Origin of the sequence: Sinorhizobium psoraleae (assembly GCF_013283645.1) — a bacterium.
Classification (GTDB): domain Bacteria; phylum Pseudomonadota; class Alphaproteobacteria; order Rhizobiales; family Rhizobiaceae; genus Sinorhizobium; species Sinorhizobium psoraleae.
This window is the reverse complement of record NZ_JABEKV010000002.1, coordinates 608,973-635,625: the sequence shown is the minus strand read 5'-3', so window position 1 is coordinate 635,625 and position 26,653 is coordinate 608,973. Positions and strand designations below refer to the sequence as shown.

The 26,653-nt window shown below is 61.2% G+C and carries 26 protein-coding genes; 13 read left to right on the top strand and 13 right to left on the bottom strand.

Annotation, left to right across the window (positions count from 1 at the left end):
- The first annotated feature begins 37 nt into the window (after positions 1-37).
- Positions 38-913 (top strand): dienelactone hydrolase family protein, encoded by an 876-nt coding sequence (locus ILFOPFJJ_RS11865; RefSeq protein ID WP_173510749.1) that lies wholly within the window; start codon positions 38-40, stop codon positions 911-913.
- Positions 914-1,211: 298 nt separating this feature from the next.
- Here the strand turns inward: ILFOPFJJ_RS11865 and ILFOPFJJ_RS11860 are convergent, their stop codons facing one another.
- Both ILFOPFJJ_RS11860 and ILFOPFJJ_RS11855 read right to left on the bottom strand, forming a co-directional pair.
- The gene (locus tag ILFOPFJJ_RS11860) at positions 1,212-1,538 is read right to left on the bottom strand and encodes a MafI2 family immunity protein (RefSeq protein WP_173510748.1); all 327 of its coding nucleotides are present in this window, start codon (positions 1,536-1,538) and stop codon (positions 1,212-1,214) included.
- A gap of 99 nt (positions 1,539-1,637) precedes the next feature.
- Positions 1,638-2,588 (bottom strand): LysR substrate-binding domain-containing protein, encoded by a 951-nt coding sequence (locus ILFOPFJJ_RS11855; RefSeq protein WP_173510747.1) that lies wholly within the window; start codon positions 2,586-2,588, stop codon positions 1,638-1,640.
- Positions 2,589-2,792: 204 nt separating this feature from the next.
- Between ILFOPFJJ_RS11855 and ILFOPFJJ_RS11850 the strand changes: the two genes are divergently transcribed.
- Complete coding sequence (locus ILFOPFJJ_RS11850; RefSeq protein WP_173510746.1) at positions 2,793-3,089, top strand: DUF1127 domain-containing protein; 297 nt, start codon at positions 2,793-2,795, stop codon at positions 3,087-3,089.
- A 422-nt stretch (positions 3,090-3,511) separates the two neighbouring features.
- On the opposite strand, the gene ILFOPFJJ_RS11845 is transcribed toward ILFOPFJJ_RS11850, so the two are convergent.
- From ILFOPFJJ_RS11845 to ILFOPFJJ_RS11820, 6 genes are all read right to left on the bottom strand, one after another.
- On the bottom strand, positions 3,512-4,330 hold the full coding sequence (locus ILFOPFJJ_RS11845) for a DUF937 domain-containing protein (RefSeq protein ID WP_173510745.1): 819 nt from the start codon (positions 4,328-4,330) through the stop codon (positions 3,512-3,514).
- Between the two features lie 175 nt (positions 4,331-4,505).
- Entirely contained in the window at positions 4,506-5,879 is a 1,374-nt protein-coding gene (locus ILFOPFJJ_RS11840) for a glutamate--cysteine ligase (protein ID WP_173510744.1), read from the bottom strand.
- 244 nt (positions 5,880-6,123) lie between these two features.
- Positions 6,124-6,861, bottom strand: a complete 738-nt coding sequence (locus ILFOPFJJ_RS11835; RefSeq protein ID WP_173510743.1) for a 16S rRNA (uracil(1498)-N(3))-methyltransferase — start codon at positions 6,859-6,861, stop codon at positions 6,124-6,126.
- 11 nt (positions 6,862-6,872) lie between these two features.
- The gene (locus ILFOPFJJ_RS11830; RefSeq protein ID WP_173510742.1) at positions 6,873-8,369 is read right to left on the bottom strand and encodes an inorganic phosphate transporter; all 1,497 of its coding nucleotides are present in this window, start codon (positions 8,367-8,369) and stop codon (positions 6,873-6,875) included.
- Positions 8,370-8,504: 135 nt separating this feature from the next.
- The gene (locus ILFOPFJJ_RS11825) at positions 8,505-9,011 is read right to left on the bottom strand and encodes an NUDIX hydrolase (RefSeq protein WP_173510741.1); all 507 of its coding nucleotides are present in this window, start codon (positions 9,009-9,011) and stop codon (positions 8,505-8,507) included.
- A gap of 250 nt (positions 9,012-9,261) precedes the next feature.
- Positions 9,262-10,053 (bottom strand): FadR/GntR family transcriptional regulator, encoded by a 792-nt coding sequence (locus ILFOPFJJ_RS11820; protein WP_173510740.1) that lies wholly within the window; start codon positions 10,051-10,053, stop codon positions 9,262-9,264.
- 178 nt (positions 10,054-10,231) lie between these two features.
- Between ILFOPFJJ_RS11820 and ILFOPFJJ_RS11815 the strand changes: the two genes are divergently transcribed.
- A complete protein-coding gene (locus ILFOPFJJ_RS11815; RefSeq protein WP_173510739.1) occupies positions 10,232-11,506 on the top strand; it encodes a DUF3422 family protein in 1,275 nt (424 codons plus the stop codon).
- Between the two features lie 49 nt (positions 11,507-11,555).
- Here the strand turns inward: ILFOPFJJ_RS11815 and ILFOPFJJ_RS11810 are convergent, their stop codons facing one another.
- Entirely contained in the window at positions 11,556-12,452 is an 897-nt protein-coding gene (locus ILFOPFJJ_RS11810) for a LysR family transcriptional regulator (protein ID WP_173510738.1), read from the bottom strand.
- A gap of 298 nt (positions 12,453-12,750) precedes the next feature.
- On the opposite strand from ILFOPFJJ_RS11810, the gene ILFOPFJJ_RS11805 reads away from it, so the two are divergent.
- The 4 genes from ILFOPFJJ_RS11805 to glcF all read left to right on the top strand — a co-directional run bounded on the left by ILFOPFJJ_RS11805 (position 12,751) and on the right by glcF (position 17,294).
- On the top strand, positions 12,751-14,190 hold the full coding sequence (locus ILFOPFJJ_RS11805) for an FAD-linked oxidase C-terminal domain-containing protein (RefSeq protein WP_173510737.1): 1,440 nt from the start codon (positions 12,751-12,753) through the stop codon (positions 14,188-14,190).
- Positions 14,187-15,419 (top strand): glycolate oxidase subunit GlcE, encoded by a 1,233-nt coding sequence (glcE, locus tag ILFOPFJJ_RS11800; RefSeq protein WP_173510736.1) that lies wholly within the window; start codon positions 14,187-14,189, stop codon positions 15,417-15,419. Before ILFOPFJJ_RS11805 ends, glcE begins: the two co-directional genes overlap by 4 nt.
- Positions 15,420-15,488: 69 nt before the next feature.
- Positions 15,489-15,869, top strand: a complete 381-nt coding sequence (locus ILFOPFJJ_RS11795; protein WP_173510735.1) for a DUF4870 family protein — start codon at positions 15,489-15,491, stop codon at positions 15,867-15,869.
- Between the two features lie 129 nt (positions 15,870-15,998).
- Entirely contained in the window at positions 15,999-17,294 is a 1,296-nt protein-coding gene (gene glcF, locus ILFOPFJJ_RS11790) for a glycolate oxidase subunit GlcF (RefSeq protein ID WP_173510734.1), read from the top strand.
- 65 nt (positions 17,295-17,359) lie between these two features.
- Here glcF and ILFOPFJJ_RS11785 read toward each other — a convergent pair whose 3' ends face one another.
- A complete protein-coding gene (locus tag ILFOPFJJ_RS11785; protein WP_173510733.1) occupies positions 17,360-18,055 on the bottom strand; it encodes a L,D-transpeptidase in 696 nt (231 codons plus the stop codon).
- Positions 18,056-18,243: 188 nt separating this feature from the next.
- Positions 18,244-18,993 (bottom strand): L,D-transpeptidase, encoded by a 750-nt coding sequence (locus ILFOPFJJ_RS11780; protein ID WP_173510732.1) that lies wholly within the window; start codon positions 18,991-18,993, stop codon positions 18,244-18,246.
- Between the two features lie 251 nt (positions 18,994-19,244).
- Between ILFOPFJJ_RS11780 and ILFOPFJJ_RS11775 the strand changes: the two genes are divergently transcribed.
- Together ILFOPFJJ_RS11775 and ILFOPFJJ_RS11770 are read left to right on the top strand one after the other, a co-directional pair.
- Positions 19,245-19,901, top strand: a complete 657-nt coding sequence (locus ILFOPFJJ_RS11775; RefSeq protein ID WP_173510731.1) for a DNA-3-methyladenine glycosylase I — start codon at positions 19,245-19,247, stop codon at positions 19,899-19,901.
- A gap of 148 nt (positions 19,902-20,049) precedes the next feature.
- Positions 20,050-20,556, top strand: a complete 507-nt coding sequence (locus ILFOPFJJ_RS11770; protein ID WP_173510730.1) for a hypothetical protein — start codon at positions 20,050-20,052, stop codon at positions 20,554-20,556.
- A 52-nt stretch (positions 20,557-20,608) separates the two neighbouring features.
- Here ILFOPFJJ_RS11770 and copM read toward each other — a convergent pair whose 3' ends face one another.
- Both copM and ILFOPFJJ_RS36460 read right to left on the bottom strand, forming a co-directional pair.
- A complete protein-coding gene (copM, locus tag ILFOPFJJ_RS11765; RefSeq protein ID WP_173510729.1) occupies positions 20,609-20,992 on the bottom strand; it encodes a CopM family metallochaperone in 384 nt (127 codons plus the stop codon).
- A 587-nt stretch (positions 20,993-21,579) separates the two neighbouring features.
- Positions 21,580-22,332, bottom strand: coding sequence for a hypothetical protein (locus tag ILFOPFJJ_RS36460; protein WP_246299590.1), 753 nt, complete (start codon positions 22,330-22,332; stop codon positions 21,580-21,582).
- A 32-nt stretch (positions 22,333-22,364) separates the two neighbouring features.
- On the opposite strand from ILFOPFJJ_RS36460, the gene hisS reads away from it, so the two are divergent.
- The 4 genes from hisS to ILFOPFJJ_RS11740 all read left to right on the top strand — a co-directional run bounded on the left by hisS (position 22,365) and on the right by ILFOPFJJ_RS11740 (position 26,622).
- The gene (gene hisS / locus ILFOPFJJ_RS11755) at positions 22,365-23,945 is read left to right on the top strand and encodes a histidine--tRNA ligase (protein WP_173510728.1); all 1,581 of its coding nucleotides are present in this window, start codon (positions 22,365-22,367) and stop codon (positions 23,943-23,945) included.
- A gap of 5 nt (positions 23,946-23,950) precedes the next feature.
- A complete protein-coding gene (locus ILFOPFJJ_RS11750; RefSeq protein ID WP_173510727.1) occupies positions 23,951-25,093 on the top strand; it encodes an ATP phosphoribosyltransferase regulatory subunit in 1,143 nt (380 codons plus the stop codon).
- Positions 25,090-25,785 (top strand): ATP phosphoribosyltransferase, encoded by a 696-nt coding sequence (hisG, locus tag ILFOPFJJ_RS11745; protein ID WP_173510726.1) that lies wholly within the window; start codon positions 25,090-25,092, stop codon positions 25,783-25,785. Before ILFOPFJJ_RS11750 ends, hisG begins: the two co-directional genes overlap by 4 nt.
- Positions 25,786-25,914: 129 nt before the next feature.
- On the top strand, positions 25,915-26,622 hold the full coding sequence (locus ILFOPFJJ_RS11740) for a glutathione binding-like protein (protein ID WP_173510725.1): 708 nt from the start codon (positions 25,915-25,917) through the stop codon (positions 26,620-26,622).
- Positions 26,623-26,653 lie beyond the last annotated feature (31 nt).

Sequence of the window (26,653 nt, the reverse complement as noted above, 5' to 3'; positions counted from 1 at the left end):
GTACCGCCTACGGAGAGGATAGCCGAAGGAGGGCGTAATGAACGAACCTGTCATTACCCAAGCGATGATCGATGCCTTTGACGAATATACGCACCTGACACTGGACCGCCGCCGTTTCATGGAGACACTGACGGCGTTGGCCGGTTCCGCTGCGGCCGCTGCAGCGATTGCTCCGATGCTGGCGGCAAACAGTGCCAAGGCTGAGATGATCGCCGAGACCGATCAGCGCATCAAGGGCGAGGACATCACCTATCCGGGCGGTGATGGTGAGATGAAAGGTTACCTCGTCCGTCCGGCCGAAGCCTCCGGCAAGCTGCCGGCGGTGATTGTCATCCACGAAAACCGCGGTCTCAATCCGCATATCCGCGACGTTGCCCGCCGCATGGCGCTGGAAGGTTTTGTCGTGCTTGCGCCCGACTTCCTTTCTCCCGACGGCGGAACGCCAAGCGACGAGGACAAGGCACGCGAGATGATCGGCGCGCTTGACGCCGCCGCAACCAACGAGAACGCGGTTGCAACCGTCACCTTCCTGCAGGGGCACGAAGCGAGCACGGGGAATGTCGGCGCTATAGGTTTTTGCTGGGGCGGCGGTCTCGTCAACCGCCTGGCCGTCAACTCGCCCGATCTCAAGGCCGGGGTCGCCTATTACGGGGCTCAGCCGAAGGCCGAGGATGTATCGAAGATCAAGGCCGCAATGCTGCTGCACTATGCCGGGCTCGACGAACGCATCAATGCCGGCATCGAAGACTATCGCAAGGCGCTGACGGCGAACGGCAAGGACGCCACGATCCACCTCTATGACGGCGTCAACCACGCCTTCAACAATGACACGTCGGCCGCCCGCTACGACAAGGCTGCGGCCGATCTCGCCTGGGGCCGGACGGTCGAATTCCTCAAGGCAAAACTGGCCTAAAGGCGACAGCAGCTTCAGGAAACGCGTGTAACGGTTTTCCGTTCGCACTGCATCGCTTCAAAAAAGTCCAAGCATTTCACCGTTTCGGCGAAACAGTGAAATGCAAAGTGGGATCGCGGCAAGTTTGAGCGGTTCGTGGTCCTGCTCTTATTACCAGTCATACTGCTTTTGATTGGATCGCAGCGATGGGCGGCGCCCCCCGGGCAATACCATCGAGCGCGCTCTCTCTCTCTCTCTCAAGCTGGGTCACACCCGGTTATGAGGTAAGTATGCGCACCAGCCGGGCCGAAGCTTCCTGTCAAGATAGCTCGTCTGGCATGTCATATTCGCGTCGACAGTAGATAAACCCAGACAACGGATCGAGATCACACAACGGAGCCGTCTTAAATTGGCAATCGATTTCAATGTGTTCCACCAGCTTAGAGCCTATGGACGCAGAAATGTTGGTGGCTACAACCTCTAGGCTCTCTTCATCAAAGGCATGAGGCTCCCTATCCAGATAATATCTGACGGTTAGCGTTCGGTCGCCCCCTAGACCAATGGCAATCGCTCTAATTGAAGGGTAGATTTCGCCCAATAGGCCGTGCCAAACATGCGGAACTAACCAGTCCGGGAGTTCGCTCACCTGTGCTCTCCGAATGTTGTGGCGTTCGTTGGCGATTGAGAAATAGCGAGGGCCTCGCCCTTTGCCGAGACGTGGCTCTCGCTTTACGGGGTGTGTCTTCTACCACCCAGGCAGCATATGGCTCTGCCTGAGGCGCGGATAACGCGGATAGCTCTTCAGGTCGCCGTCAAGGTCGTCATTGACCGTGATTGGCGTGATGTTGTCGAGGCAGGCGGTGATGTGGTTGGTGATCGCGTTGGAGAGCGACGGCGACAGGCCGGGGCGCTTCATGATGCCGATCTGAACCGGCGCCAGCGCCGGGAAGCCATCGGCCTGCGTCAGCACCTTCATGCCGGGCCGCAGCGCCGATTCCGGCAACACCGAAACCGCCATCCCGGCGAGCACGGCCGCGGCGACGACGGTCGACGACCAGCTCGTGAACAGGATCTGATATTCCTTGCCCGTGGCGTCGAGCGCCGCGCAGGCGGCCTGCCGCCACTGACAGTCGCGCCGGCCCACGGCAAGCGGGATCGGCGCGTTTTCCGGCAGCGGATGGTTGATTGAGCTCACCCAGCAAAGCGGTTCCGTCCGTACAACATCGGAAGCCCTTGCCCTTGGGTTATGGGTGACGAGCGCGATGTCGAGATCGCCCTTTGCCATTTTTTCGGCGAGGTCGACCGAGGGTTCGCAGACGATGTAGAGTTCGACATTCGGATGTGTCTTGGCGAAACGGACGATGATCTCCGGCATGTAGCGATCGGCATAGTCGTCCGGCGTACCGATCCTGAGCGTGCCCTCAAGACGGTTGTCGTCGAAGGAGGCAATCGCTTCGTTGTTGAGGCGGATCATCCGGCGGGCGAAATTCAGGAGCCGGTCGCCTTCGACGGTCAGCCGGTTGCCGCGTCCGTCCTTCATGAAAAGCGCCTTGCCAATCCGCTCTTCCAGACGGCGCATCTGCATCGACACAGCCGATTGCGTCTTGAACACACGATCGGCAGCCTTGGTAAAGCTACCGGTATCTGCAATGGCAACGAAGGTTTGCAACTGGTCGATATCGAGCGGTGCTGACATGGCCGTATACCCATAAGATTGTTTGATGAATATCATTAAAAACATTCGTTGGACTGATCAATAAGGATTTGCGACTAATAGCGTGCAAATCACATCAAGTCCTGTCCGCGAAATTCATCGCTGACCCTAAAACTTCCGGCCTGCCCCTGCGTATGACCTCCCCGCAGGGGGTGGGCTTCTTCGTGCCTGAAAAGGAGTACCGCCATGAGCACGACCCAACACGCCTTCAATCTCGACCTCGTTGCAGGAAAGCAGCCGCTCGCATCCCGCACCGCAGGCGTGACCGGCGTGCTGACGACTGTCTGGCGCCTGTTCCGAAACCGTTGCCAGATCGCACGTCTGCAAGATCTCGATGACCGGCAGTTGCTCGACATGGGATTGAAACGCGAAGACCTGCAGGAGGCTTTGACCTCCTCCTTCTTTGACAACCCGGGAAGCTATCTGACGCGCGCGTCCCGAAACCGGGCGAACCTCTTCTACCGGGGGGTGCGCCACGATTGACCATCCTGCTGCACGTTTCCTCAAATCGGTGCCGATTTAAACATGCAGCAACTCAAAGTATTACAGGGCCGCAACGCGTCTGAAGAGACGCCCGGCGCTGTAGGCGCATCCCGCCGCCTTGGATGCGCCAATACGGCATGATCCGCCAGAGGTTGCCGCCTTCGCGGATCATGCCGTGAGATTCCGGTTTGCGGTGCGTCGACCGCACCGAACGTTCCCCGCAGGGTATGAGCCAATAGACCCTGCCGCTTGCCCGGTACATGACCAAGACATGTACCGGGCTTTTTTTGCACGATTCTGCGAGGATTGCTGCCAAGGCTGCAGTCATCGGAGGAAGCAAAGCTTGGACCCTGCTTCTCGCCCGTCAACGATCTGACTGTTTGAAACTGCGCAATTCCGCAGGGAAAACCGTTCTTCCGGAATCAGGCCTTGTCGCCCGAACTTTTCTTGTAGCTCTCGAACAGAGCGTCGATGTTCTTCTGGTATTCCTTCTGCATTTCGAGCCCGCTGTCGAACATCGTGTTCATCATTTCGGAGAATTGCGCGAAGGCGGGGTTTTCCGCGGGGGCTTTTTCAGGTGCGCCCGCGCCGCCCTGCATCATGTCCTGAAATGCCTTCACGAAAGGATTGCCGGCGAAGATATCGGGCGTCTTCTGTTTATCTTCCGTCTTTGCCGTGCCGAAGAAACCCTGCATCGCCTGAATGAAGGGATTGTCGAAGGCGGTTTGGGCAGGTCCTGGCTTCTTGGCCAGCCCGGTTGCCTCCATCCATTGCTGCATCATCACCATCATTGGATTGTTGGCAAAGGCATTGCCGGACGTGCCGGTCGTTTGTCTGAAGAGGCCGCCCATCAATGTGCTCGCCATTACCGGCAGCATCTGCTTGTAGATCTCCTGGCCGATGCCGGTCATCTGCGCCGCTTGCGCGGCGATCGCGCGTGACATCTCCTTGGAGCCGAAAAGTTGGCCGAGGATGCCGTTGCCATCCGCCATGCCCTGTGGCGTGAATGCCTGGCTCATGTCCTCGAAATACTTTGCGTAATTGCCGGTCGAAAGCGCACCCAGCAACGCACCGAAATCATAAGGATTGGCCGTGTTGCGCTTGAAGGCGGTGGAGAAAGCGGGCAGAAGTGCCGCCGTAGCCTTCACCATTTGTTCCTGGGCGAGGCCGAACTGCTTCGCCATCATTTCGATGGCCTTGCCGTTCTGCGCCTGCGCGAACATGTCAAAAAGCGGTGCCATCCCATATCCTTCCCGGCCGAACGACGCATGTCGCTGCACTATAACGGGAATTGGTGGACTTCAAACCGCTTTTTAAACGGCGTGGGCAGCACCGGGCCGGAGCGAAGGCAGCGTCTAGGCCTTTGAACCTGCGCGATTCCGGACGGAAACCGTTACACACTTTTTCTGGAATTGCTCAATACTGGTATTCGGCGAAGACCGGTTCGACAGAGCCGTTCCAACGGCCGTTGTAAAGGGCCAGCAGGTCCTCGGCGAGCGTCGCCTTTTTCGCCAGCACTTCGTCGAGCGGCGCCAGGAATTGGCTTTCGTCTATTCCGTCGCCGTTGAGCCGATTGCGCCGCTTCAGGCCAGCACGCGAAATCGTCAAAACTTCACGCGCGATATCGAAGAGGGAGGTTGTGCCGAGCTTTGCCGAAAGCGCTTGGGCGGGTACGGCGTCCCGCAACGCCTGCACATCGTCGTAACTCCAGCCGCGCGTCAGCGTCTCGGCGTCCGCGAGCGCCTCGTCGTCATAGAGCAGGCCGACCCAGAAGGCCGGCAGCGCGCAGATCCGGCGCCAGGGGCCGCCGTCGGCGCCGCGCATCTCGAGGAAGCGCTTCAACCGGACATCGGGGAAGAGCGTCGAAAGGTGATTGGCCCAGTCGCCCATATTGGGCTGCCACTCGGCAACCTCGCCCTTGAGCGCACCCGCCATGAACTGGCGGAACGTTACATGGGTACAGTCATGATAATGTCCGTCGCGAACGACGAAATACATTGGCACGTCGAGCGCCCATTCGACATAGTCGGCAAAGCCGAATTCCGGCTTGAAGGCAGCCGGCAGCAGGCCGGCGCGCTGATTGTCCGTATCGCGCCAGATGTCGCCCCGCCAGGAAAGGAGGCCGTTCGGCTTGCCGCCGGTGAAAGGCGAGCTTGCGAAGAGAGCGGTTGCAAGAGGTTGCAGCTTCATCGAAACCTGCATCTTGCGCCGCATGTCCTCCTCGGACGAGAAGTCGAGGTTCACCTGGATCGTGCAGGTGCGATACATCATGTCGAGGCCCTTGGTGCCGACCTTCGGCATGTAGCGCGTCATGATATCGTATCGCGACTTCGGCATGCGCGGCGTTTCGGCAAATGTCCACTTCGGGCTGCCGCCAATGCCGAGGAAGCGTATCCCGAGCGGTTCGGCAATTTCCCGAAGAACGGCCAGGTGTTGGTTGGATTCCTTGCAGGTCTGATGCAGGTTTTCGAGCGGCGCGCCGGAGAGTTCGAACTGTCCGCCCGGCTCCAGCGAGATCGCGCCGTTGCCCGAATGCTCGGCAAGCCCGATGATGTTGCCCTCGTCGACGATCGGTTCCCAACCGCTCCTTTCGGCCATGCCGTTCAAAAGCGCCTGAATGCTGGCTTCGCCGAAATAAGGTACAGGGCTGTTGTCCGCCTTGAAGAAGGCGAATTTCTCGTGTTCCGTCCCGATCCGAAACTTCTCTTTCGGCTTCGATCCCGACGCCAGATAGGCGGTCAGTTCAGCGACAGAGGTAACCGGCGTCTGGTCGGTGGTGTCTCGGGCCATAAGCGTCTTCTTTGTTTGAGCGGCTCTGCCGGGCAGCAGGGGCGATGGTGGGTGCTTGAACCGTAATCAGGTGCGGCGCAAGTGAATTTCTTTCAAGATCTCCTCAAAAAAACTTCCCACCGCCCGCATTTCTTAAACCAGAGCCGATTCAAGGGCAAATCATGCAGCAATTCAAAGCGCTACAGCAATCTTTGCGCGTCTGATGAGACATGCGGGCCTGTAGGGTGGCCAAGAGAGCGGCGGATCATCGCCAGTCGCCGACCGCCGCCTGGATGACCGCCATGGCCGCAACCGCTGCCGTATCCGCGCGCAGGATCCGCGGCCCGAGCGGTATCGCTGTTACAAAGTCGAGGCTATACAGCAGTGTCCGCTCGGCTTCGGAAAAGCCACCTTCAGGGCCGATCAGCAGGGCCAGCTGACGCTCGCTGATTACCTGCAGGATCGGCAGCGGATTCTGGCTCTCGTTGCCCTCGTCGCAAAAGATGATGCGGCGATCTCGCGGCCAGGTCGCAAGGAGGTCTTCGAGTTTTCTCGGGTGGTCGATCTGAGGAATGCCAAGGACGCCGCATTGTTCGGCTGCTTCGATCACATTCGCGCGAACCCGGTCGAGGCTGCCGATCTTGCCTTGAACGTGCTGTGTCATCACCGGCTGCAGACGACCGGCACCCATCTCGACTGCCTTCTGGACGAGGTAATCGAGCCGGCCGACCTTGAGCGGCGCGAACAGGTAGACGAGGTCGCAAGGGGCGGGCTGCGGACGCGTCTGTTCGACCGCAGTGAGAAGGAGGCGTTTCCTGGACGGCAGCGACAATTCGGCCCGCCACTCGCCGTCGCGGCCGTTGAAGACCAGCACGGACGCCCCCTCGTCGAAGCGCAGCACGTTGACGAGGTAGTTGTACTGTTCCTTGGTGGCCTCATGTGCCGAGCCGGCGTGAAGCGGGCTTTCGACGAACAGGCGCTGCATACGGAAATTGGCACGCAATTCGGTCACCTTCAGAGGAAAAGGCCGGACAGGATGAGGTAGACGACTGCGGAGAGCAGGGCGGACGCCGGAACGGTAATGACCCAGGCCGCAATGATCGTCAGGAAATGGGAACGGCGCACCAGCCGACGACGACGCACCTCGGCGAAATTGGTCTCCGCCGAGCCCATGAAATCCGCCTGCCCGGTCTTTTGGCGAACATATTCCAGCCGCCGTCTGGAGTGGCGCGTGTACCATTCGCGGAAGAAGCCGACGCCGAAGACTGCGCCGACTGCCGTGTGCGTGGAACTGATCGGCAGCCCGAGAGCGGATGCGAGCAACACGGTAACGGCGGTGGCAAGCGCGACGCAAAAGGCGCGCATGGGATTGAGGCGCGTGATCTCCTCGCCAACGACGCGGATCAGAAGCGGCCCGTAGAGCAAGAGGCCGAGCGAAATGCCGAGCGCACCGATGAGCAGGACCCAGAAAGGCGCCCTTGCGCCTTCTGTCGATACGGCGCCACCGGCGGCAGAAACGATCGCCGACAGCGGACCAATGGCGTTGGAGACGTCATTCGCGCCGTGCGCAAAGGAAAGCAGTGCCGCGGAGAATATCAACGGCATGCGAAACAGCTTGCGCAGCGACTGGTTGCGGTTGTCGAGTCCTACCGACTGGCGATGGATCCAGGGCTTGCTCGATACGTAACAGACGATGCCTGTGAGCAGGCCGATCAGGAGACCGCTCGAGAGCGAAATGACATGAACGAGCGCGAAAACCGCCACATAGGCGGTGAAGGCCCCCGCCGTCACACCCAGGACGACCGGCATCCAGCGCCGCGCGGCCCCGATCTTGTCCTCGCGATAGATGATGAATTCCTTGAGGAAGGCGAGGAAAATCGCCGCGACGACGCCGCCAAGCAGCGGCGATATCGACCAGCTCGCCGTGATGCCGGCGAGCGCCCACCAGTTGACGCTGGAAAGACCGGCGGCGGTCATGCCGGCGCCGACGATGCCGCCGATGATCGAGTGAGTGGTTGATACCGGCGCGCGCGAATAGGTGGCGATGTTGATCCAGGCTGCGGACGAGATAAGCGCGGCCATCATCACCCAGACGAGCGCCGGAGGATCGATGAGCCCGCTATCGACGATCCCGGCCGCGATCGTAAGCGTGACCTTCCGTCCCGCGATCAGGGCGCCCGCGACTTCGAAGACGGCAGCAATGCCCAAGGCCGTTGCCATCGTCATCGCTTTCGCGCCGACGGCGGCGCCGACGTTGTTCGTCACGTCGTTGGCGCCGATGTTCATCGCCATGTAACCGGCAATCGCCGCCGCCGCGACGACGATGGCGGCACCGGACGAGCCGGTCACATAGGTCGCCGCGAATGCCATGCTGAGAAGAAGGAAGAGCAGCGCGAGGCCGGGGGCAGCCAACCTGCGCATCACGTGATGCGATGCTTCCTCGGCAAGGCTGAGCTTGTCGAGGTCCTTGTCCAGGGTCAGCTTTTCCAGGCGCGGACGCGGCTTGGCCACAGTCGATCTCCATTCACTTAGTCGCCAGTAGCGCTACAGGTCAGCGTGTTCAAGCGGAATTGACGGGAGAATGCGGCTATGGCCAACGGGCGCTTTTTTCACGCGGGCCGGGCACCGCCCACCCAAATCCGGCCGTCAGCCGTTGGCGCTCTTGGGCACGGGCGCGGGAAGCGCTGACATCCGTTCGCCGAAGTTCAGGATGAGGCTTTTCAGCGAGGGTTCGGCGACGCGGTTTGCCGCCTCCTGGTAAGTGACCCATTCAAGTCGCCGTGTACCCTTCTCAGGGAAATTCTTGCAGAAGTCATCGACTTCAAGCGCGTGCACCTGAACCTTGCAGGAGATCTTCAGGCCATGATTCATGCGTTTCTGGTAGACATAGGCGCCGATTGCGGTCTTGTGCACCTTGCCTTTCACGCCCGCCTCTTCATAGGCTTCGCGCTCCGCGACCTCGTGTGCCCGTTTGCCCTGCATTGGCCAGCCTTTTGGAATGACCCAGCGGCCGGTGTCGCGACTGGTGATGAGGAGGATTTCCAGCGCACGCGTCTTCTTGCGAAAACGGTAGCAGAGCGCGGCATATTGCATGCGCGCCGGGCGGCGCAACATCAGATGCACATCAGCAGCTAGCCGGTTCAAGAAGTTCAAGGGCGCTATTACTCCTGCGAATCAATAGACATCAATGACTGGACCAGTATGACGCGCCTATCTTGCCTGTAAATGACGTCGGTCCAGCGGTTAACTGGCGAGACGGCGTCGCGGTTCCGACAGCATCGCTACTTCAGCACTAAATATATGTACGCGCTTTCATTTCGCCAAAAAAACAGTCCCGCTGGGCCTGCGGGCTGCATTCCGCTGAATTTCGTGGGAAACGCAACGCGGATAAGCTTGAGGGATACTAGGATCCCGCGCGATCCCGCTGCTGAAGCCGCAGCCGCGCGATGCGTGCCCACTCGCCGGTGCGCTCCGCTTCGTAGGCCGCTGCGGCGACGAAGTCGATGTGGCTTTGCGCCGCCGTCTTGGCGGCCTGCGGGTCACTGGCCATGATAGCGGCGTAGATCGCCTCATGCTGGGCGAGAAGCCGATCGCGTGCGCCCGGAGCGCCGAAAACCGATGTTCGGTGAAAGAATATCCCCTGGGTCAGAAGCCTGTAGCAGGCGCGCAGCGTATGCAGCAGAATGATGTTGTGGGCGCTCTCGCCGATCGCGTTGTGCAGCTCGACGTCAGCCTCCAGTTCCTCGTCGAAGTCGCCGTTGCGATGGGCCGCCCGCATCCGCTCGATGATGCGGGTGAGAATGTCGCGGTCGAAATCCGTTGCCCGGCTCGCCGCCAGCTCCGCCGTCAGGCCCTCGAGCTCCCGCCGGTACTCCAGGTAGTCCTGCGTCGCCTTGTGGTGGCGCCCGATGAGCTCGATCAGCGGTTTCGAGAAGATCTGGCCGACCACGTCGGCGACGAACGTGCCGCCGCCATGCCGGCTTTCCACAAGTCCGCGCGCGTCCAGCTCCTTGAGGGCTTCGCGCAGGATCGGTCTCGACACGTCGAAACGCTTCGACAGTTCCCGCTCGCCCGGCAAGCGGTCGCCGTCGCGCAACACGCCTTCGAGGATCAGAAGCTCGATCTGCTGCACGACCTCGTCCGCGGTCCGGCTGTGGCTGATGCGGGAGTAGAGGTCGATTTGCTCTTCGGTCACGGCGAAACTCTCCTTGGCGAGGCAATCTAGGCAGGCTCGCCCAACTGGTCAAATTGATTGTCCACTTGTCGGCGACACAGACTGATAAAAGTCAAACTGCGTCAATGCGTCCTGTTCATTTTGCGCACTTGGTTGATAAGAGAGTGATGATGAACGCGTGAGGGGGATGAAGCGCTTCATGGCAAAGGGCAGTTTCGCATTTCCGTCCGCGCCGCTGCGTGCGCAGGTTCTCGGTGAAGTTCACTCGCGGCCCTACGCGCTGGTGACGACGCCCCGCGTCATTTTTCAGCTTGCCTTCATGACAGAAGGCGGCTCGGTCGTTGACCACGCCGCATTGTCCGAGCTGTCGCGTTCGCGCGGTATCGCGCCGCCCGGCCGCGACGCCAACCACCACGCCATGCCTTGGGGGCAGGGCACGCTGCGCTGGGAACGGCATACGGAATTCTCGACCTATTTCTGGGACGCACCGGCGCCGGAACAGTTCGGCGGCGAAGTGCCCATTCACCCGTTCGGCGACGGGTTTTCGCCGCCGGGAACGCTGATTTCCGGCATACGTCTCGAAATCCGGGCGGACACGCCCGAGGCGCGCGAGGCGATCAAGGCCTTCGATCCGACCAGCCTCTGTTACAGCGAAACCAAGAACCGGCAGGCCGTGCTCGTGACGGACTTTCGCCAGAACGGCGATGGGCTCACGCAGATTCTCGTCATTGATTGCGGCCTGACCGAAGCGGGCACGGGTGCGCTGGTGCAGCGCCTGCTCGATATCGAGACCTATCGCACGCTCGCCATGCTTGGCCTGCCGCTGGCGCAATCGCTGTCGCCGGAAATCCGCCGGACGGAGGACGGCCTGACGGCGATTACGCAGCGAATGAAGGAGAACGTCCGCGAAGAGGCCGACGAGATGCTCGCCGAAATCACCCGGCTTGCCGCCGACGTCGAGGCCGGTGCCGCCCTCAGCCTCTATCGCTTCGGCGCCAGCCGCGCCTATTACGGTATCGTACAGGAGCGCATCCGCACGCTGTCCGAGACGGCCGTGCCCGGTTACGAGACGATCGGCACGTTTCTCGAACGCAGATTGGCACCGGCCATGCGAACCTGTCAGTCGGTCGAGGAACGCCAGGCGAACCTGTCGCGCAAGCTCTCGCGCGCCACGGCGCTGCTTCGCAGTTGGGTGGACGTCGAACTCGAAAAGCAGAACAGCGCCCTGTTAAACTCGATGGACCGTCGGGCCAAGCTGCAGTTGCGCCTGCAGCAGACCGTCGAAGGCCTGTCGGTCGCCGCCATTTCCTACTACGTCGTTGGCCTGTTCGGTTATCTTGCCAAGGCCGTAAGCTACGAGCTGCCGGTCGATCCAGGCCTGCTGACCGGTTTGGCGGTTCCCTTTGCCGTCATCGGCGTCTGGCTCGTGGTCCGGCGTATTCGCCGTCACCACGAGGAAAGCGCGCAGAAATAGAGCAATTCCAGGAATGGCGTCCGGAAATGCGCTCGATCCGCCACGCGCCCTATTGCTCCCAGTAGGGCACCGGTCCGTAGAGTGCCGCCAGGTAGTCGATAAACAGGCGGACCTTGGCGGGCAGGAATTGCCGGCTTGGGTAGACGGCAGAGAGCGTCAGGTTATGGGACCCTTCCCATTGCGGCAGCACCTGGACCAGCTGCCCGGCGCGCAGTTCCTTGCCGATGTCCCAGGTGGAACGCAGCGCGATGCCGGCGCCGGCGATCACCGCCTCGCGGATGATCTCCGACGAATTGGTGACGAGCGGCCCCTCCGGGCGATAGCTCAGGCTGCCGCCGGGGCCTTCGAGCTTCCAATTGTCGTTGTTGTGCGCCGGCAGGCAGACATGGTTTGCGAGATCGCCGATTTCATGCGGAAGACCGTGGCGGACGATATAGCTGGGTGCCGCACAGAGGAGGCGACGGACCGGCGCGAGCTTCCGCGCGACGAGGCTTGAATCGGTGAGTTCGCCGATCCGGACGGCGAGATCGAAGCCTTCCGCGACGATGTCCGCAAAATCGTCGCTGAGAACGATGTGGAGTTTCAGGTCCGGATGATCCTTCATAAAGCCGGTCAGATGCGGCGCGATGTGCATGCGGCCAAAGGATGTCGGGGCAGTAATCCTGAGCGTACCCTGCGCCTGCGACGAGCGGCCGGAAGCGTAGGCTTCCGCATCCTCGATGCCGGCCAGAATGCCGAGGACGCGGTCATAAAAGCCCTGTCCCGCCTCCGTCAGCGAAATTTGCCGTGTCGTGCGCTGCAGGAGCCGCGTGCCGAGCCTGTCCTCCAGTCGTTTGACGCGCTTGGAGATCACCGCCGGAGAAAGGCTGAGCGCGCGCCCCGCGGCGGACATGCTGCCGGCGGAGACGACCCGCGTGAAGATCTCGAGATCGCCGAGATTTGTCATCAATCTTGACCATTATTGCCGAAAACGAAAAGCTCATTAGCATTTGCTGGCTGTCGATCCTACTGCATGTCTTCTTAAATCGGAGCCGATGTTAGGAAACATGCGGCGGTTCAAAGTGCTGCCGCGAGTTTTGCGCGTCTGATACGACGCGTGGCGATCTCGTACATCCCGCTTTCACAAAACGGATAAGATGCTCTAGATTCAAACTGCCAACGCGCTTGCGCGTTCATTGAATGCGTGGCGATCTAGTGGTAAACAAAAAATACCACTCTGTGGCAGTTTTGTTTGGGAGTATCTCATGCCGGAGACGATCGGGTTTCTGAAACCGAAACAAGCCGTTCTGGATCGCCGGCAGGAAATCGTCGCCGACCTCAAGGATCTCTTGCCCAAAGGCTGTCTGATCAGCGAGGAGCGCGAGCTGAAGCCCTTCGAGACTGATGCTTTCCTCGCCTATCGGCGGTTGCCGCTTGCCGTGGCTCTGCCGGAAACGACGGAACAGGTAGCCGCCGTACTCAAATATTGCAGCCGCTACGGCATCCCCGTCGTGCCGCGCGGCGCCGGCACATCGCTCTCGGGCGGCGCCATCCCGCAGGAGGATGCCGTCGTTATCGGCCTTTCGAAGATGTCGCGCATTCTCGATATCGATCTCTTCAACAGAACGGCAACGGTTCAGGCGGGCGTCACCAACCTCAATATCTCCGAGGCGGTCTCCGGCGATGGCTTCTTCTATGCGCCCGACCCCAGTTCGCAGCTCGCCTGCACCATCGGCGGCAATATCGGCATGAATTCCGGCGGCGCTCATTGCTTGAAATATGGCGTCACCACCAACAATCTCCTGGGTGTGAAGATGGTGCTTTTCGACGGTACCGTGATCGAAGTCGGCGGCAAGGCGCTGGACGCGGCCGGATATGACCTGCTTGGCCTCGTCTGCGGTTCGGAAGGCCAGCTCGGCATCGTCACGGAAGCAACGGTGCGTTTGATCGCCAAGCCGGAAGGCGCGCGGCCGGTGCTCTTCGGTTTTGCTTCGTCCGAGGCGGCCGGTGCCTGCGTTGCCGATGTCATCGGAGCGGGCATCATTCCTGTCGCGATCGAATTCATGGACAAGCCGGCGATCGAGATCTGCGAAGCCTTCGCGCATGCCGGTTATCCGCTCGATGTAGAGGCTCTGCTGATCGTGGAAGTCGAGGGATCCGAGGCGGAGATGGACGCGATGCTTCAAAGCATCATCGAGGTCGCTCGCCGTCATGGCGTCACCACGATCCGGGAGTGCCAATCGGCGCTCGAGGCGGCGCTGATCTGGAAAGGCCGGAAATCGGCTTTCGGCGCAACAGGCCGCGTCGCGGATTATATCTGCATGGATGGTACGGTGCCGCTCAGCCAGCTCTCGCATGTGTTGCGCAAGACCGGCGAGATCGTCGCCGGCTATGGCCTGCGTGTCGCGAACGTCTTCCACGCCGGGGACGGCAACATGCATCCGCTGATCCTCTATAACATCAACGATCCGGAAGATGCCGCCCGCGCCGAGGCGGCCGGCAACGACATCCTCAAGCTCTGTGTCGATGCCGGAGGCTGCCTGACGGGCGAGCATGGGGTCGGCATCGAGAAGCGTGACCTGATGCTGCATCAATACAGTCGGACCGATCTCGACCAGCAGATGGCCGCGCGCGCGGCCTTCGATCCCGAGTGGATTCTCAATCCGTCAAAGGTCTTTCCGCTCGAAGGGCGGCCGGCAGCATGATCGTTCACTTCGAACCAGCCAGCGAGGAGGGGATCGCCTCGATCGTGCGCTCCGCAGCGGCAGAGCGCGTTACGCTGGCGGTCGTCGGCGGTGGCACGCGCTCGGGCCTCGGCAATCCGGTGCGGACGGACCGAACGCTCTCGACCCGCCGCCTCTCCGGCATCGTCAGCTACAATCCGGCGGAAATGACCATGAGCGCTCTCTCCGGAACGCCGCTTGCCGAGGTCGAAGCCGCGCTTCGCGCAAACGGCCAGATGCTTTCCTTCGAACCGGTGGATCATCGGCCGATCTTCGCCACATCGGGCGAGCCGACGATCGGTGGCGTGTTCGCGGCGAATGTTTCCGGTCCCCGACGCTATGTCTCCGGTGCCGCCCGCGACAGCCTGCTCGGGGTGCGATTCGTCAATGGAGCCGGCGACGTGATCAAGGCCGGCGGCCGGGTCATGAAGAACGTCACCGGGCTCGACCTCGTCAAGCTCATGGCAGGTTCCTACGGCACGCTCGGGATCTTGACGGAAGTCACTTTCAAGGTTCTGCCGCTGCCGCCAACGGCCGCGACGGTGGTCGTCTCGGGTCTCAATGATGCAGAAGCTGCGGCGGCCATGGCCGAGACGATGGCGCTGCCGGTGGAGGCTTCCGGCGCGGCACATCTGCCGGAGAGCGTGCGCGGACGCTTCCTGGACGGCGCGCTTCCCGAAGGCGCGGCCACTGTTCTGAGGCTGGAGGGCTTGGCGGAATCTGTTGACATACGTGCTGGGAAACTCACTGCGGCGCTTTCCCGATTCGGGCCGGTCGCTCGACTCGACGCGGCGGCAACGGGTGCATTGTGGGCGGAAATCCGCGACGTGAAGCCCTATGCCGATGGCACCAGGCGACCATTGTGGCGGGTCTCGGTCGCGCCGTCCGCCGGCCATCAGCTCGTTGCCGCGCTGCGCCTGCAAACCGGCGTCGATGCGTTTTATGACTGGCAGGGCGGGCTCGTCTGGCTGCGGATGGAAGCGGATGCTGAGGCGGAGCTCGTGCGCCGCTATGTCGCCGCGCTCGGCGGCGGCCATGCGAGCCTGGTGAGGGCCGGCGACGATGCGCGCGCAAGCGTTCCGGCCTTCGAACCGCAGGCGCCCGCCGTCGCTCAATTGACGGAGCGCATCCGCGCCAGGTTCGATCCGTCGCGGATTTTCAACCCGGGGCGGATGGCAATAGGCGCCCAGGCAGGAGTAGGGAGTGAGTGAAAAGGCTTCGTCTGCCGCCGATCTCGCTGACAGGCGCGATGCGTTCGAAACGTCCCATGGGAGAACTCGATGAGCGATACCGGTCCCCGGACACCGCTTTCCCGCCAGACCGATCGCTGGTTGGAACCGGGCAAGGTCAACATTCAGATCATCTATGTGCTTTATCTCGTCAGCTTTGCCATCGGCATCACCGCGCTCGTCGGGATCGTGCTGGCTTATCTCAACCGCGAAAAGGCGGAGCCATGGGCAAGGACCCACTATACCTGGGCGATCCGCACCTTCTGGATCGCCTTGCTTTTCTGCATAATTTCGGCGCTGCTTACCGTTATGGTCATTGGCGTTCTAGGCTTTGTGGCCACAGCGGTGTGGATCGTCGTCAGATGCGTTGTCGGCTTGCAGAAAGCGGCACGGGAGGAACCGATCACCAATCCCGAGAGCTGGCTGGTCTAGCCTCGGAATTGCAGGGTGGAATGCGGCGGGACGCGCAAGTCTTCGCCCGGATCCCGCCCTAAGTTATAGGAATGGTGCGACGAATCCGGGTCGCCTTGATCCGGGACCGTCGCTAATTGGAGTATTCGGTTGCAGACCAATTTCTCACCCGCGCAACTCGCCGATCCGCGTGTCGCCGAATCCGAAAAGATCCTGCGCAAGTGTGTCCACTGCGGTTTCTGCACGGCCACCTGTCCGACCTATGTCGTCCTCGGCGATGAACTCGACAGTCCCCGCGGGCGGATCTACCTGATCAAGGACATGCTCGAAAACGGCCGGGCGGCGGACCGCGAGACCGTTACGCATATCGACCGCTGCCTTTCCTGCCTGTCGTGCCTTACCACCTGTCCGTCGGGCGTCGACTACATGCACCTGGTCGATCATGCCCGCATCCACATCGAAAAGACCTACAAACGGCCGTTCAAGGATCGCTTCGCGCGCGCCGTTCTCGCCGCGGTGCTGCCCTACCCAAGGCGGTTTCGGTTCGCGCTACGGGCGGCTGGCGTTACCCGCCCATTGGCGGGGCTGGTGAAGCGAATTCCCTGGATGAAGACCTTTGGCGTCATGCTCGACCTGGCTCCGAAAGCGGTGCCGCCGGCCTCCGCAGGGACCAGGCCCGCTACTTACGCAGCGAAGGGCGAGCGCCGTGGCCGGGTGGCGATCCTGACCGGCTGTGCGCAGCCGGTCTTGAAGCCTGAGATCAACGAAGCGGCGATCCGGCTGCTCACGGGACAGGGCATCGAGGTTGTCGTCTCCGCCGGCGAGGGCTGCTGCGGAGCGCTGGTCCACCACATGGGGCGGGAGGAACAGGCGCTCGAGGCCGCTCGCCGTAACGTCGATATCTGGTTGAAGGCGGAAGACGAAGACGGTCTTGATGCCGTCATCATTACCGCCTCGGGCTGCGGCACCACGATCAAGGATTATGGTCACATGCTGCGGCTGGATCCGGGATATGCGGAAAAGGCAGCGAAAGTATCCGCATTGGCAAAGGACATCACCGAATACCTGGCGGGTCTTGAATTGCCGCAGCGGGAGAAGCGCGGGATGACGGTTGCCTATCATTCTGCCTGCTCGATGCAGCATGGCCAGAAGATCACCGCGGCGCCGAAAGAGCTGTTGAAGCGGGCCGGCTTCACGGTTCGCGAGCCGGCCGAGGGCCACCTCTGTTGCGGGTCCGCGGGCACCTACAACATCCTGCAATCCGAGATATCGGAGAAACTCAAGGCGCGCAAAGTGCGCAACATCGAAGCGACGAAACCGGATGTGATTGCGACCGGCAATATCGGTTGCATCACGCAGATCGCGACCGGAACGGCGCTTCCGATCTTGCACACGGTCGAACTCCTGGACTGGGCTTATGGCGGGCCGAAACCTGCCGGTCTCTGACGTCAAAAATACGAATGCCGGCACTGATCGGTGCCGGCATTCGTCACGTTGCTGCCTTGATAAACTCAGCCGCCGAAGATCTGGCGGAAAATGTCCACGCCGCGATCGTCGTAATTGACATCGCCGTGCTTGTTGCCCGGGCCGATGACGATCACTTTCGTACCGATACCGGCACGGTCGTAAAGGTGCTCGACGTCCTCGTTCATCATCCGGATGCATCCCGACGACATGTTCTGGCCAATGGTCCAGGGCTGGTTCGTGCCGTGAATGCGGAAGATCGTGTCGCGGCCGCCCTTGTAGAGATAAAGCGCGCGGGCGCCGAGCGGATTGTCGATGCCGCCTTGCTGAGTGATCGGCAGGATGCGGCCCTTCGCGGCTTCTCGCACGCGCATTTCCGCCGGAGGCGTCCAGCTTGGCCACTCGGCTTTGCGGCCGACCTTGACGACACCGGACCAGCCGAAGCCTTCGCGACCGACGCCGATGCCGTAACGCGTCGCGCGGTTCGGGCCGTCGATGTAATAGAGATACTTGTTGTTCGTATCGACGATAATGGTGCCGGGAGCTTCATTCGTCCGGAAACGGACCTTGGTGCGCCAGTATCTTTGCGGCGGCCGCTTCTGATAGGCGGCCAGCAGAATGTCGGAACGCTTGGCGGTGGCCTCCGGTGCATTCGCCGGAGTGAACGCCGATGCATTCGTCGCACCAAACAGTGCCGTGGCCGCGACAGCGAGCGCAACCACCTTCTTGGCATGAAATTTCATTAACGATTCCCTCTCAACCCTAATCGCGTGCAGGTTCGGCAAATTACCTGCAAGCTCAAGCCTGCGCCATATCCGATAGAGCATAGGCACCGGCGTAACTTGTATCTCTGGGAACAGCTGTTGCGTTTGGAGCACTGTTGCCGGGGCGAACGCAATCTGTACGCGGGTTGTTCAGGTGAAGAGCGATTTTATATCACGATAACCTTCGTGCCCACGTTCACGCGCTCATAGAGATCGACGACATCTTCGTTACGCATGCGGATGCAGCCGGACGAGACGCCATAGCCGATAGTCCACGGCGCGTTGGTGCCGTGGATGCGGTAAAGCGTGGAGCCGAGATACATGGCCCGGGCGCCGAGCGGGTTTCCAGGGCCGCCCTCCATGCGGGCCGGCAGATAATGCCCCTTCGCGGCTTCCCGCGCGATCATTTCCTGTGGCGGCGTCCAGGTCGGCCACTCCGCCTTTCGGGTGATCTTGTGCGCGCCGGCCCATTCGAAGCCCGGTTTGCCGACACCGACGCCATAGCGACGGGCTTCGCCTTTGCCTGTGACGAGATAGAGGAAGCGGTTGTTGGTGTCGATCACGATCGTGCCAGGCTTCTCCGGACCATCATAGGCCACGGTTTGCGGCAGGAACTGCGGATCGAACTTCGTCTTCGTCGGCTTTTGCGCACGCACGGCCGCAACGGGCTGCGCCAATGCGGGCGCAGCCCGGCGCTTTGCCTGACGTCCGTCGAACTGCTTTCGGGTGGCTGTCGGCATCTGCGGACGGTAGGCGACCGGACGCGCCTGCTGCCCGCCAAGCTGCATCAACCAGGGGGCGGTGAGATCCGGGCTGACGATAACGGGCGGACGATTGTGATACCGGTCGCGCGCGCCGGCCTCGCCGGCAACGACACAGAGGAGGGATATGGCAAGAAAAAGGGATTTTTTCATCATGGGCGGACTCGCTACATTTGCGCCGAAAATTTTCAAAGAACGGCTCCATGGCCGGGAAAGCGGCGCTTTCGCCGGCCAGGCGCGCCTGGCAATGGCCTGATCGTGGCACCGCGTTGCCACCGAAAGGTAAACGGCCATTCATTAAAAGGCCGGCGCGCGGATAAAGCTCTGGGTAGGGTTATCGGCCACTTTATGAAAGTGGTTTGCGAGTGGTAAACAGAACAAAAGAGCAACCGAGAGAGAATGAAACAATGGCCGCGAAAGGCTTGATTACCGGAGATGATGGACTTGATCGCTGCGCCTGGCACGGCAATCTCGAGGACTACCGGCGCTACCATGACGAGGAATGGGGCCGGCCGGTTACGGACGATCACCGGCTGTTCGAGAAGATCTGCCTGGAAGGCTTTCAGTCGGGCCTGTCGTGGCTGACGATCTTGCGGAAGCGCGAAGCGTTTCGCGCCGCCTTCGCCGGCTTCGATTTCGACCGTGTCGCCGAATTCGGCGAGGCCGATATCGAACGTTGCCTCGCGGACACCGGCATCGTGCGCCATCGCGGCAAGATTGTCTCGACCATCAACAATGCGCGGCGGGCCAAGGAACTGCGCACGGAGTTCGGCTCACTCGCCTCCTATTTCTGGTCCCATGAGCCGGATCAGAGCGAGCGTCCGAAGGTCATGAGCTACGAGGCCTTGATCGCCAATCCGACGACCGTAACGTCCACGCGCATCTCGAAAGACCTGAAGAAACGCGGCTGGACATTCGTTGGGCCGACGACGATCTACGCGTTGATGCAGGCCATGGGCCTCGTCAACGACCATATCGAAGGCTGTTTTTGCCGGGTACAGGTGGAGGAGATGCGCCGGAAGCTTGTCGGGTCGCTGCAAGGCTCCGCCCGAACCGCGCTGTAGAGCCGACCATGCAACGTATCAATTGCAGGCGATTTTGATTCGACTTTGATTTGCGCAGCCAAGACGGGGATTGAGAGCGTTGGTTATACTTGATGCCGGTTCGTGGTGGTCGGGCTGGCCATGTGCGGTTCGGCCTTGGTGGATTTACTTGGCGGCACTCGCCGTCGCCGCGCTGTTTGCGGGGGCGGTATTCATGCGTATGCGCGTTGAGGTATGGCTGAGACCTGACGGTGCCCTGCCGCGATTTGCTCCCGGAGAGCGTCGCGCAACGCTGTGCGTCATGGGTTTCTTAGTTGCAGCGGTTGCGCTTATCGCGATTGTGCCGGCACTCTCCCGCCATCAGGATCTGCTGTTCGTTGAAGACGGAAAGCTCGTCGAGACTGGCTGCCACATGTTCAACATGTACAGATACGAATTCGAATTGGCGGATGTAAAGACCAAGTACGTCTATGCGACTGGGAAAGGCGAGAAACATCTGCTCCACATCATGCCGCGCAGTACGGGGCGCACGACACGCATCACTCTGAAAGCAAACCCCTGGCTAGATAATCTTGTCGCCGTTGCGCCCACTGAGATGGGTAAGTATGCGCAAAAGCTGGCCGAGAAAGGTGACGAGATGCCGGCGGAATTGATGCGTCTGCTGCGTTCGCCGTAAGTCCAAACCAGCGGAAAGCCTGCCGCATCATTCGGTGCGGCAGGCGTCATCGTCACCCGCCGTTCTTGGCGAGCCATTCCTTCATCATCTTGATCTCGCTTTCCTGGGCCTTGATGATGTTTTCCGCCAGCTTGCGGATCTCTTCATCCTTGCCGTGTTCCAGCTCGATCTTGGCCATGTCGATCGCTCCCTGGTGGTGAGCGATCATGCCGCGCACGAAGTCGAGGTCGGTTTTGCCGGTGAAGGCGATATCCATGTCTTTGTGCATCTTGGCGTTTGCTGCGGCAAAGGCCTTGCTGGACGGCGAAACATCGCCGGCCGGGTTTGCCGCCTCCGTCGAGCCGTGCATGGTTCCGTGGCCGCTTTCCTGCGCAAGGGAAGGGGTGGTGGCGAGTGCTGCCAGCATGAGGGCGGCGGCGATCGTTTTTGGGGACATGATATTTTCCTTTCGAAATCCTATCCGACATTCGCGGGCGCATGTCCGTGATATGCGGGATTGTTCCGCTTCCGGGCGGTTTCGCCGAAAAACGGAGAGATGCTTCATTTTTCAAACTTTCGGAACATTCCTCGCGGAGCGACCGCGTGGTTCCTCAGATCGAAAGGAAGGGCTTGGGCGGCGGAACCTGCGGCCTCACACTCTCGCCGAGAGGTTTCGCGTAATGCCGCAAGGAAAGGCGGGTGGAGGGGGTTTCGGGCCGCCTCAACTTGGACTGAGCGGGGCTGATTGCCAGGCACGCCGAGCACAGCGCCGGATGCAGAGGCTTCGTGGGAAGATCGCAGCGCTCTGTCGTCTCGCAGCGCGCGTCATGATTTGCTGAAGCGTGATGATCGGCGGCAACGGCTGCCGAGTGATGATGGCCCACTCCCGTCGCGGCAACATCCCGCGCCTGTGCCACGGCCGACGGGGCGCCGATGAGTGGCGCAGACAGAAACAGCAGACGAGGGCGAGGCGACGCAGCATGCATGTAAGATAAGATAAATTTCGGCCAGTGAAAGAGGGGACAGGCCGCCGCAATCACCTGCTCAACAGTTCCCGGTGTCGGGGAAAGCAAATATGCCTTCCAGCATGCCGTCTCCGACTTCACTGGCAAGCGTCGAGTTTCCGACGCAACAAAGCGGCGAGGCTTGTCCGGATCGACTACGCACGCGCGTGGAAAAACAGAAGGAAGACGGTGTCCCGGTCGCCTGCTCCAGAATGTTCAGAATTATTGACCTGTCGTCTCCGTCGTGGGCGCGCAGCAGGTCGATGATACCGCACGGGTTCTGCCGTGCGCCGAGAAGCGCGAGCGTCCGCGGCCCCAGAAGAAAGGTGCCGTTGGCGAGATTGCAGTGCCACGGCTCGACGAGATAATTCCCTTGCGCCAGATCGCGCGTCCAGCCCTCATGGGCCTCCAGATGGGCGGGCTTGATTGCGCCGCGACCGGGTTTCATAAATTTCAGCATGCCGCCAAAATCTCCGCTGAAGCCCTTGCGTCGTTCGCGCGCTCCTCGCGTCGCGCCGACCTTTGTTCCGGCTTTCAAGCAGAATATCGCCCGGGGGCTGCCAGCGGCAAAGCGTTGCATGATTTCTGCCGCCGTATCGCATTGGGCTGCCGGACAACCCAGTCGACCAGCACTTAACCTATAGGAGAATATCTCCATAAGTACAATCACAGCTTTGTTACATCCGAGATTGACGATCTGAAGCGTGCGTCGAGGAGTTTCTCGCGCCGAGCACGGGCGCCCTTTATTCCGGCTGCCCTTGCCGCCCTTGACGTGATCCGGTAGGGAAGGCACCGATCAAATTTGACAGTCCGGAAATACTTTCAATGAACGAGAAACCGAAGAAACCGCAGAAGCTCAAAGCTCGACTGCCGCGCGGCTTTGTCGATCGCTCGGCCGCGGATATCCGCGCGGTCGACGAGATGATCGCCAAGATCCAGGAAGTCTACGAGCGCTATGGTTTCGATCCGGTGGAAACGCCGCTATTCGAATATACCGACGCTCTGGGAAAGTTCCTTCCCGACAGCGACCGGCCGAACGAGGGCGTCTTCTCGCTGACGGACGACGACGATCAGTGGATGAGTCTGCGCTACGACCTGACGGCACCGCTCGCGCGGCACGTGGCCGAGAATTTCAACGAGATCCAGCTTCCCTACCGGACCTATCGGGCCGGCTACGTCTTCCGCAACGAGAAGCCGGGTCCGGGCCGTTTCCGCCAGTTCATGCAGTTCGACGCCGACACCGTCGGCGCGGCGGGCGTCCAGGCCGATGCCGAGATGTGCATGATGATGGCCGACACCATGGAAGCGCTCGGCATTCAGCGCGGCGACTATGTGATCCGCGTCAACAATCGCAAGGTTCTCGATGGTGTGCTCGAGGCGATCGGCCTTGGTGGTGACGAGCACGCGAATGCGCGCTTGACCGTCTTGCGCGCCATCGACAAGCTCGACAAGTTCGGCCCCGAGGGCGTGCGACTGCTGCTTGGCGAAGGTCGCAAGGATGAAAGCGGCGACTTCACCAAGGGCGCGGGCCTGAACGACGAGCAGATCGCTCGTCTGATGGGTTTTGTGACGACGGCCACACAAGTGTCGCGTGAGGTTGACGAGCGGAAATCGCTGCCCGCCAATGTGTCCGTCGTTGATATGGCAGATTGGTATATTCTCGACGAGATGCAGCAGTCATTTTACGAGAATAAACTCGCAAGTGACGGCCTCAACGAGCTTATGACGATTTGGAGCCTCGCGAGATCTGCTGGCTACGGGATCGACCGCATCAAGATTGACCCCTCGGTCGTGCGCGGTCTTGAATATTACACCGGCCCCGTCTTCGAGGCCGAGTTGCAATTTGCGATCACGAACGAGAAGGGCGAAAAGGTCGTTTTCGGCTCCGTCGGCGGTGGCGGCCGCTACGATGGCCTCGTCTCGCGTTTCATGGGGCAGCCGGTGCCTGCAACCGGCTTCTCGATCGGCGTGTCGCGGCTGATGACGGCGCTGAAGAACCTTGGCAAGCTTGGGACCGAGGATGTGATCGCGCCGGTGGTCGTCTGCGTCATGGACCGTGACATCGAAAGCATGGGCCGCTACCAGCGTTTTGTCCAAGAGCTGCGCCATTCCGGTATCCGTGCCGAGATGTACCAGGGCAACAAGAAGAATTTCGGCGACCAGCTCAAATATGCCGATCGCCGCGGTTCGCCGCTGGCGATCATCCAGGGCGGCGATGAGCGCGCCTCGGGCGTCGTGCAGATCAAGGACCTGATCGAGGGCAAGCGCCTCTCGGGCGAAATCCAGGACAATGTCGCCTGGCGCGAGGCGCGCGTGGCGCAGGTCTCCGTGCCGGAAACTGATCTGGTCGAGAAGGTGCGCGAGATGCTGGCGGCACAGGCCGAGGACCGAACAAGGGCGAACTGACCGCAATGCCTCTGATCAATCTCCCCGCCTTTGCTGGCGACCTGCTTGCCGATTTTGAGCGGATGGAGACGCTGCGTGTCGACACACCGGTGATCCAGCCGGCCGAGCCCTTTCTCGACATGGCCGGGGAAGACCTGCGGCGGCGTATTTTCATGACGCAGAGCGAGACGGGCGAGAGCCTTTGCCTTCGTCCGGAATTCACGATTCCGGTCTGCATTCGACATATCGAGACCGCGACCGGCACGCCGCAGCGCTATGCCTATCTCGGCGAAGTGTTCCGCCAGCGACGCGAGGGATCGGGCGAGTTCTATCAGGCCGGCATCGAGGACCTCGGTGAGCCGGACACGGCGCGGGCGGACGCGAGAGCCGTCGGCGACGCGATGCAGGTTCTTGCCAATAGATTGCCGGGACGGCGGCTGAAGGTGACGCTGGGCGACCAATCCGTCTTCGAAGCGGTGATCGCCGCCTGCGGGCTGCCGGCCGGTTGGCAGAAGCGGCTGATCCATGCCTTTGGCGATCCGAAACAGCTGCAGAAGCTTCTGGCGGAGCTCGCCGATCCGAAATCCGCGGGCGTCTTCGGCCATGAGGTCGAGCGGCTTGCGATCATGGGCATGCTCGAGGACGAAGACCGGCTCGTCGCCTATATTGCTCAGACCATGGAGGCCACCGGCTATTCGACCAATACTAGCCGGTCGCCCCGCGACATCGCTCGCCGCCTCAAGGAGAAATTGGAGCTGGCGAACACGCGACTGGACAAGACCACGCTCGCCGTCATGCGCGAATTCCTGACGCTGGACTTGCCGCTGGCCGACGCGCCGGCTGCGCTTTTCGGCTTCGCCGCGAAGTCCGGGTTGAAAATCGAAGCCGCGCTGTCGCTCTTCGACGCGCGCGTTGCGGCCCTTTCGCGTGCGGGCGCCGATATCGGTCTCATCCGCTATCGGGCCGCGTTCGGCCGCCCGCTCGACTATTATACCGGCCTCGTCTTCGAGATCGAGATCGAAGGGACGGCGGCAGTTCTGGCCGGTGGCGGACGCTTCGATCGCCTGCTGACGCTTCTCGGCGCCCGCGAACATATTCCGGCGGTCGGCTTCTCCCTCTGGCTTGACCGGATCGAGCATGCGGTTGCTACCGCGGGGGGCGTGAAATGACGATCACGATTGCACTGCCTTCGAAGGGCCGGATGAAGGACGATGCTTCGGCGATCTTCGCGCGCGCCGGAATGAAGATCGTCGCCGTCGGCAACGACCGCTCCTATCGCGGCCGCGTGGAGGGCTGGGACGACGTCGAGATCGCCTTCCTCTCGGCGTCGGAAATTTCCCGCGAAATCGGCAGCGGCGCAGTCGATTTCGGCGTCACCGGCGAAGATCTCGTTCGCGAGGGCCTGGCCGATGCCGATGCGCGCGTGGAGTTCTGCGCCCGGCTCGGCTTCGGCCATGCCGACGTCGTCGTGGCCGTGCCGGAAATCTGGTATGACGTCGATACCATGGCGGATCTCGGCGATGTTGCTGCCGACTTCCGGGCGCGTCACGGGCGCAGGCTTGCGATCGCCACCAAATACTGGCGACTGACCCAGCAATTTTTCTCCGGAAGCCATGGTATTCAGCTCTATCGCATCGTCGAGAGCCTGGGGGCCACGGAAGGCGCGCCGGCATCCGGCTCGGCCGACATTATCGTAGACATCACCTCGACCGGCTCGACGCTTAAGGCGAACCACCTCAAGATCCTTTCGGATGGCGTAATTCTACGGTCGGAAGCCTGCTTCGTCAGGGCTCGGAAGGCTGTCCATGCGGAAGATCCTGTCGTCGACCGGATCATTGCATCCATCCGCGCTGCGCTCTGACACGGTTCTTTCGGGAGAAATGACGGAGCGATGCAATCGCTCGCGGAAATTTTGCCTAACAAATGGAATTGCGACGACCTATGTAGGGGCGGCACGTCTCACCTTCAGCATCCCACCTTGAGGCATCTTATGGCTGATCTTTCCTCTTTCCCGATCACGACCCGCTGGCCGGCAACCAACCCGGACATTATCCAGCTCTATTCGCTGCCGACCCCGAACGGCGTGAAGATCTCTATCGCCCTGGAAGAACTGGGCCTGCCCTACGAGCCGCATCGAATTGCGTTCGATGCCAACGAACAGAAGTCGCCCGAATTCCTGTCGCTCAACCCGAACGGCCGAATCCCGGCGATCATCGACCCGAACGGACCTGGCGGAAAGCCGATCGGTCTCTTCGAATCCGGTGCGATCCTGGTTTATCTGGCAGAAAAGACGGGAAAACTCATCCCCGAGGATGCCGCCGGTCGCTACGAGACGCTTTGCTGGGTGATGTTCCAGATGGGTGGGGTTGGCCCGATGCTCGGTCAGTTCGGGCATTTCTTCAAATTCGCGGCCGAAAAGGTCGCCAACAACTCCTATCCGGTGGAACGCTACCGCGATGAATCGAAGCGCTTGCTTGGCGTTCTCGAGACGCGCCTGAAAGGCCGGCAATGGCTGATGGGCGACGAATACACCATCGCCGATATTGCCACCTATCCGTGGGTAGAGGGGGCCCGCAGATTCTACGGCGGTGCGGAAGTGCTCGATTATGAGAGCTTCCCGAATGTCATGGCCTGGGTCGATCGCGGTCTCGCCCGACCGGCTGCGCAAAAGGGCATGGAAATCCCGCGGAAGCCCTGATCCTGCACGCGGTCTTGCCGTTCCGTCCGAG

What these genes read in the sequence shown, in the direction of transcription:
- glcE (WP_173510736.1), top strand. Translation starts at nt 14,187, where the DNA reads ATGATCGTTCACTTCGAACCAGCCAGCGAGGAGGGGATCGCCTCGATC.
- ILFOPFJJ_RS11795 (WP_173510735.1), top strand. Translation starts at nt 15,489, where the DNA reads ATGAGCGATACCGGTCCCCGGACACCGCTTTCCCGCCAGACCGATCGC.
- ILFOPFJJ_RS11850 (WP_173510746.1), top strand. Translation starts at nt 2,793, where the DNA reads ATGAGCACGACCCAACACGCCTTCAATCTCGACCTCGTTGCAGGAAAG.
- ILFOPFJJ_RS11840 (WP_173510744.1), bottom strand. Translation starts at nt 5,879, where the DNA reads ATGGCCCGAGACACCACCGACCAGACGCCGGTTACCTCTGTCGCTGAA.
- ILFOPFJJ_RS11740 (WP_173510725.1), top strand. Translation starts at nt 25,915, where the DNA reads ATGGCTGATCTTTCCTCTTTCCCGATCACGACCCGCTGGCCGGCAACC.
- hisS (WP_173510728.1), top strand. Translation starts at nt 22,365, where the DNA reads ATGAACGAGAAACCGAAGAAACCGCAGAAGCTCAAAGCTCGACTGCCG.
- ILFOPFJJ_RS11810 (WP_173510738.1), bottom strand. Translation starts at nt 12,452, where the DNA reads ATGACAAATCTCGGCGATCTCGAGATCTTCACGCGGGTCGTCTCCGCC.
- ILFOPFJJ_RS11855 (WP_173510747.1), bottom strand. Translation starts at nt 2,588, where the DNA reads ATGTCAGCACCGCTCGATATCGACCAGTTGCAAACCTTCGTTGCCATT.
- ILFOPFJJ_RS11750 (WP_173510727.1), top strand. Translation starts at nt 23,951, where the DNA reads ATGCCTCTGATCAATCTCCCCGCCTTTGCTGGCGACCTGCTTGCCGAT.
- hisG (WP_173510726.1), top strand. Translation starts at nt 25,090, where the DNA reads ATGACGATCACGATTGCACTGCCTTCGAAGGGCCGGATGAAGGACGAT.
- ILFOPFJJ_RS11865 (WP_173510749.1), top strand. Translation starts at nt 38, where the DNA reads ATGAACGAACCTGTCATTACCCAAGCGATGATCGATGCCTTTGACGAA.
- ILFOPFJJ_RS11785 (WP_173510733.1), bottom strand. Translation starts at nt 18,055, where the DNA reads ATGAAATTTCATGCCAAGAAGGTGGTTGCGCTCGCTGTCGCGGCCACG.
- ILFOPFJJ_RS11780 (WP_173510732.1), bottom strand. Translation starts at nt 18,993, where the DNA reads ATGATGAAAAAATCCCTTTTTCTTGCCATATCCCTCCTCTGTGTCGTT.
- copM (WP_173510729.1), bottom strand. Translation starts at nt 20,992, where the DNA reads ATGTCCCCAAAAACGATCGCCGCCGCCCTCATGCTGGCAGCACTCGCC.
- ILFOPFJJ_RS11775 (WP_173510731.1), top strand. Translation starts at nt 19,245, where the DNA reads ATGGCCGCGAAAGGCTTGATTACCGGAGATGATGGACTTGATCGCTGC.
- ILFOPFJJ_RS11815 (WP_173510739.1), top strand. Translation starts at nt 10,232, where the DNA reads ATGGCAAAGGGCAGTTTCGCATTTCCGTCCGCGCCGCTGCGTGCGCAG.
- ILFOPFJJ_RS11805 (WP_173510737.1), top strand. Translation starts at nt 12,751, where the DNA reads ATGCCGGAGACGATCGGGTTTCTGAAACCGAAACAAGCCGTTCTGGAT.
- ILFOPFJJ_RS11845 (WP_173510745.1), bottom strand. Translation starts at nt 4,330, where the DNA reads ATGGCACCGCTTTTTGACATGTTCGCGCAGGCGCAGAACGGCAAGGCC.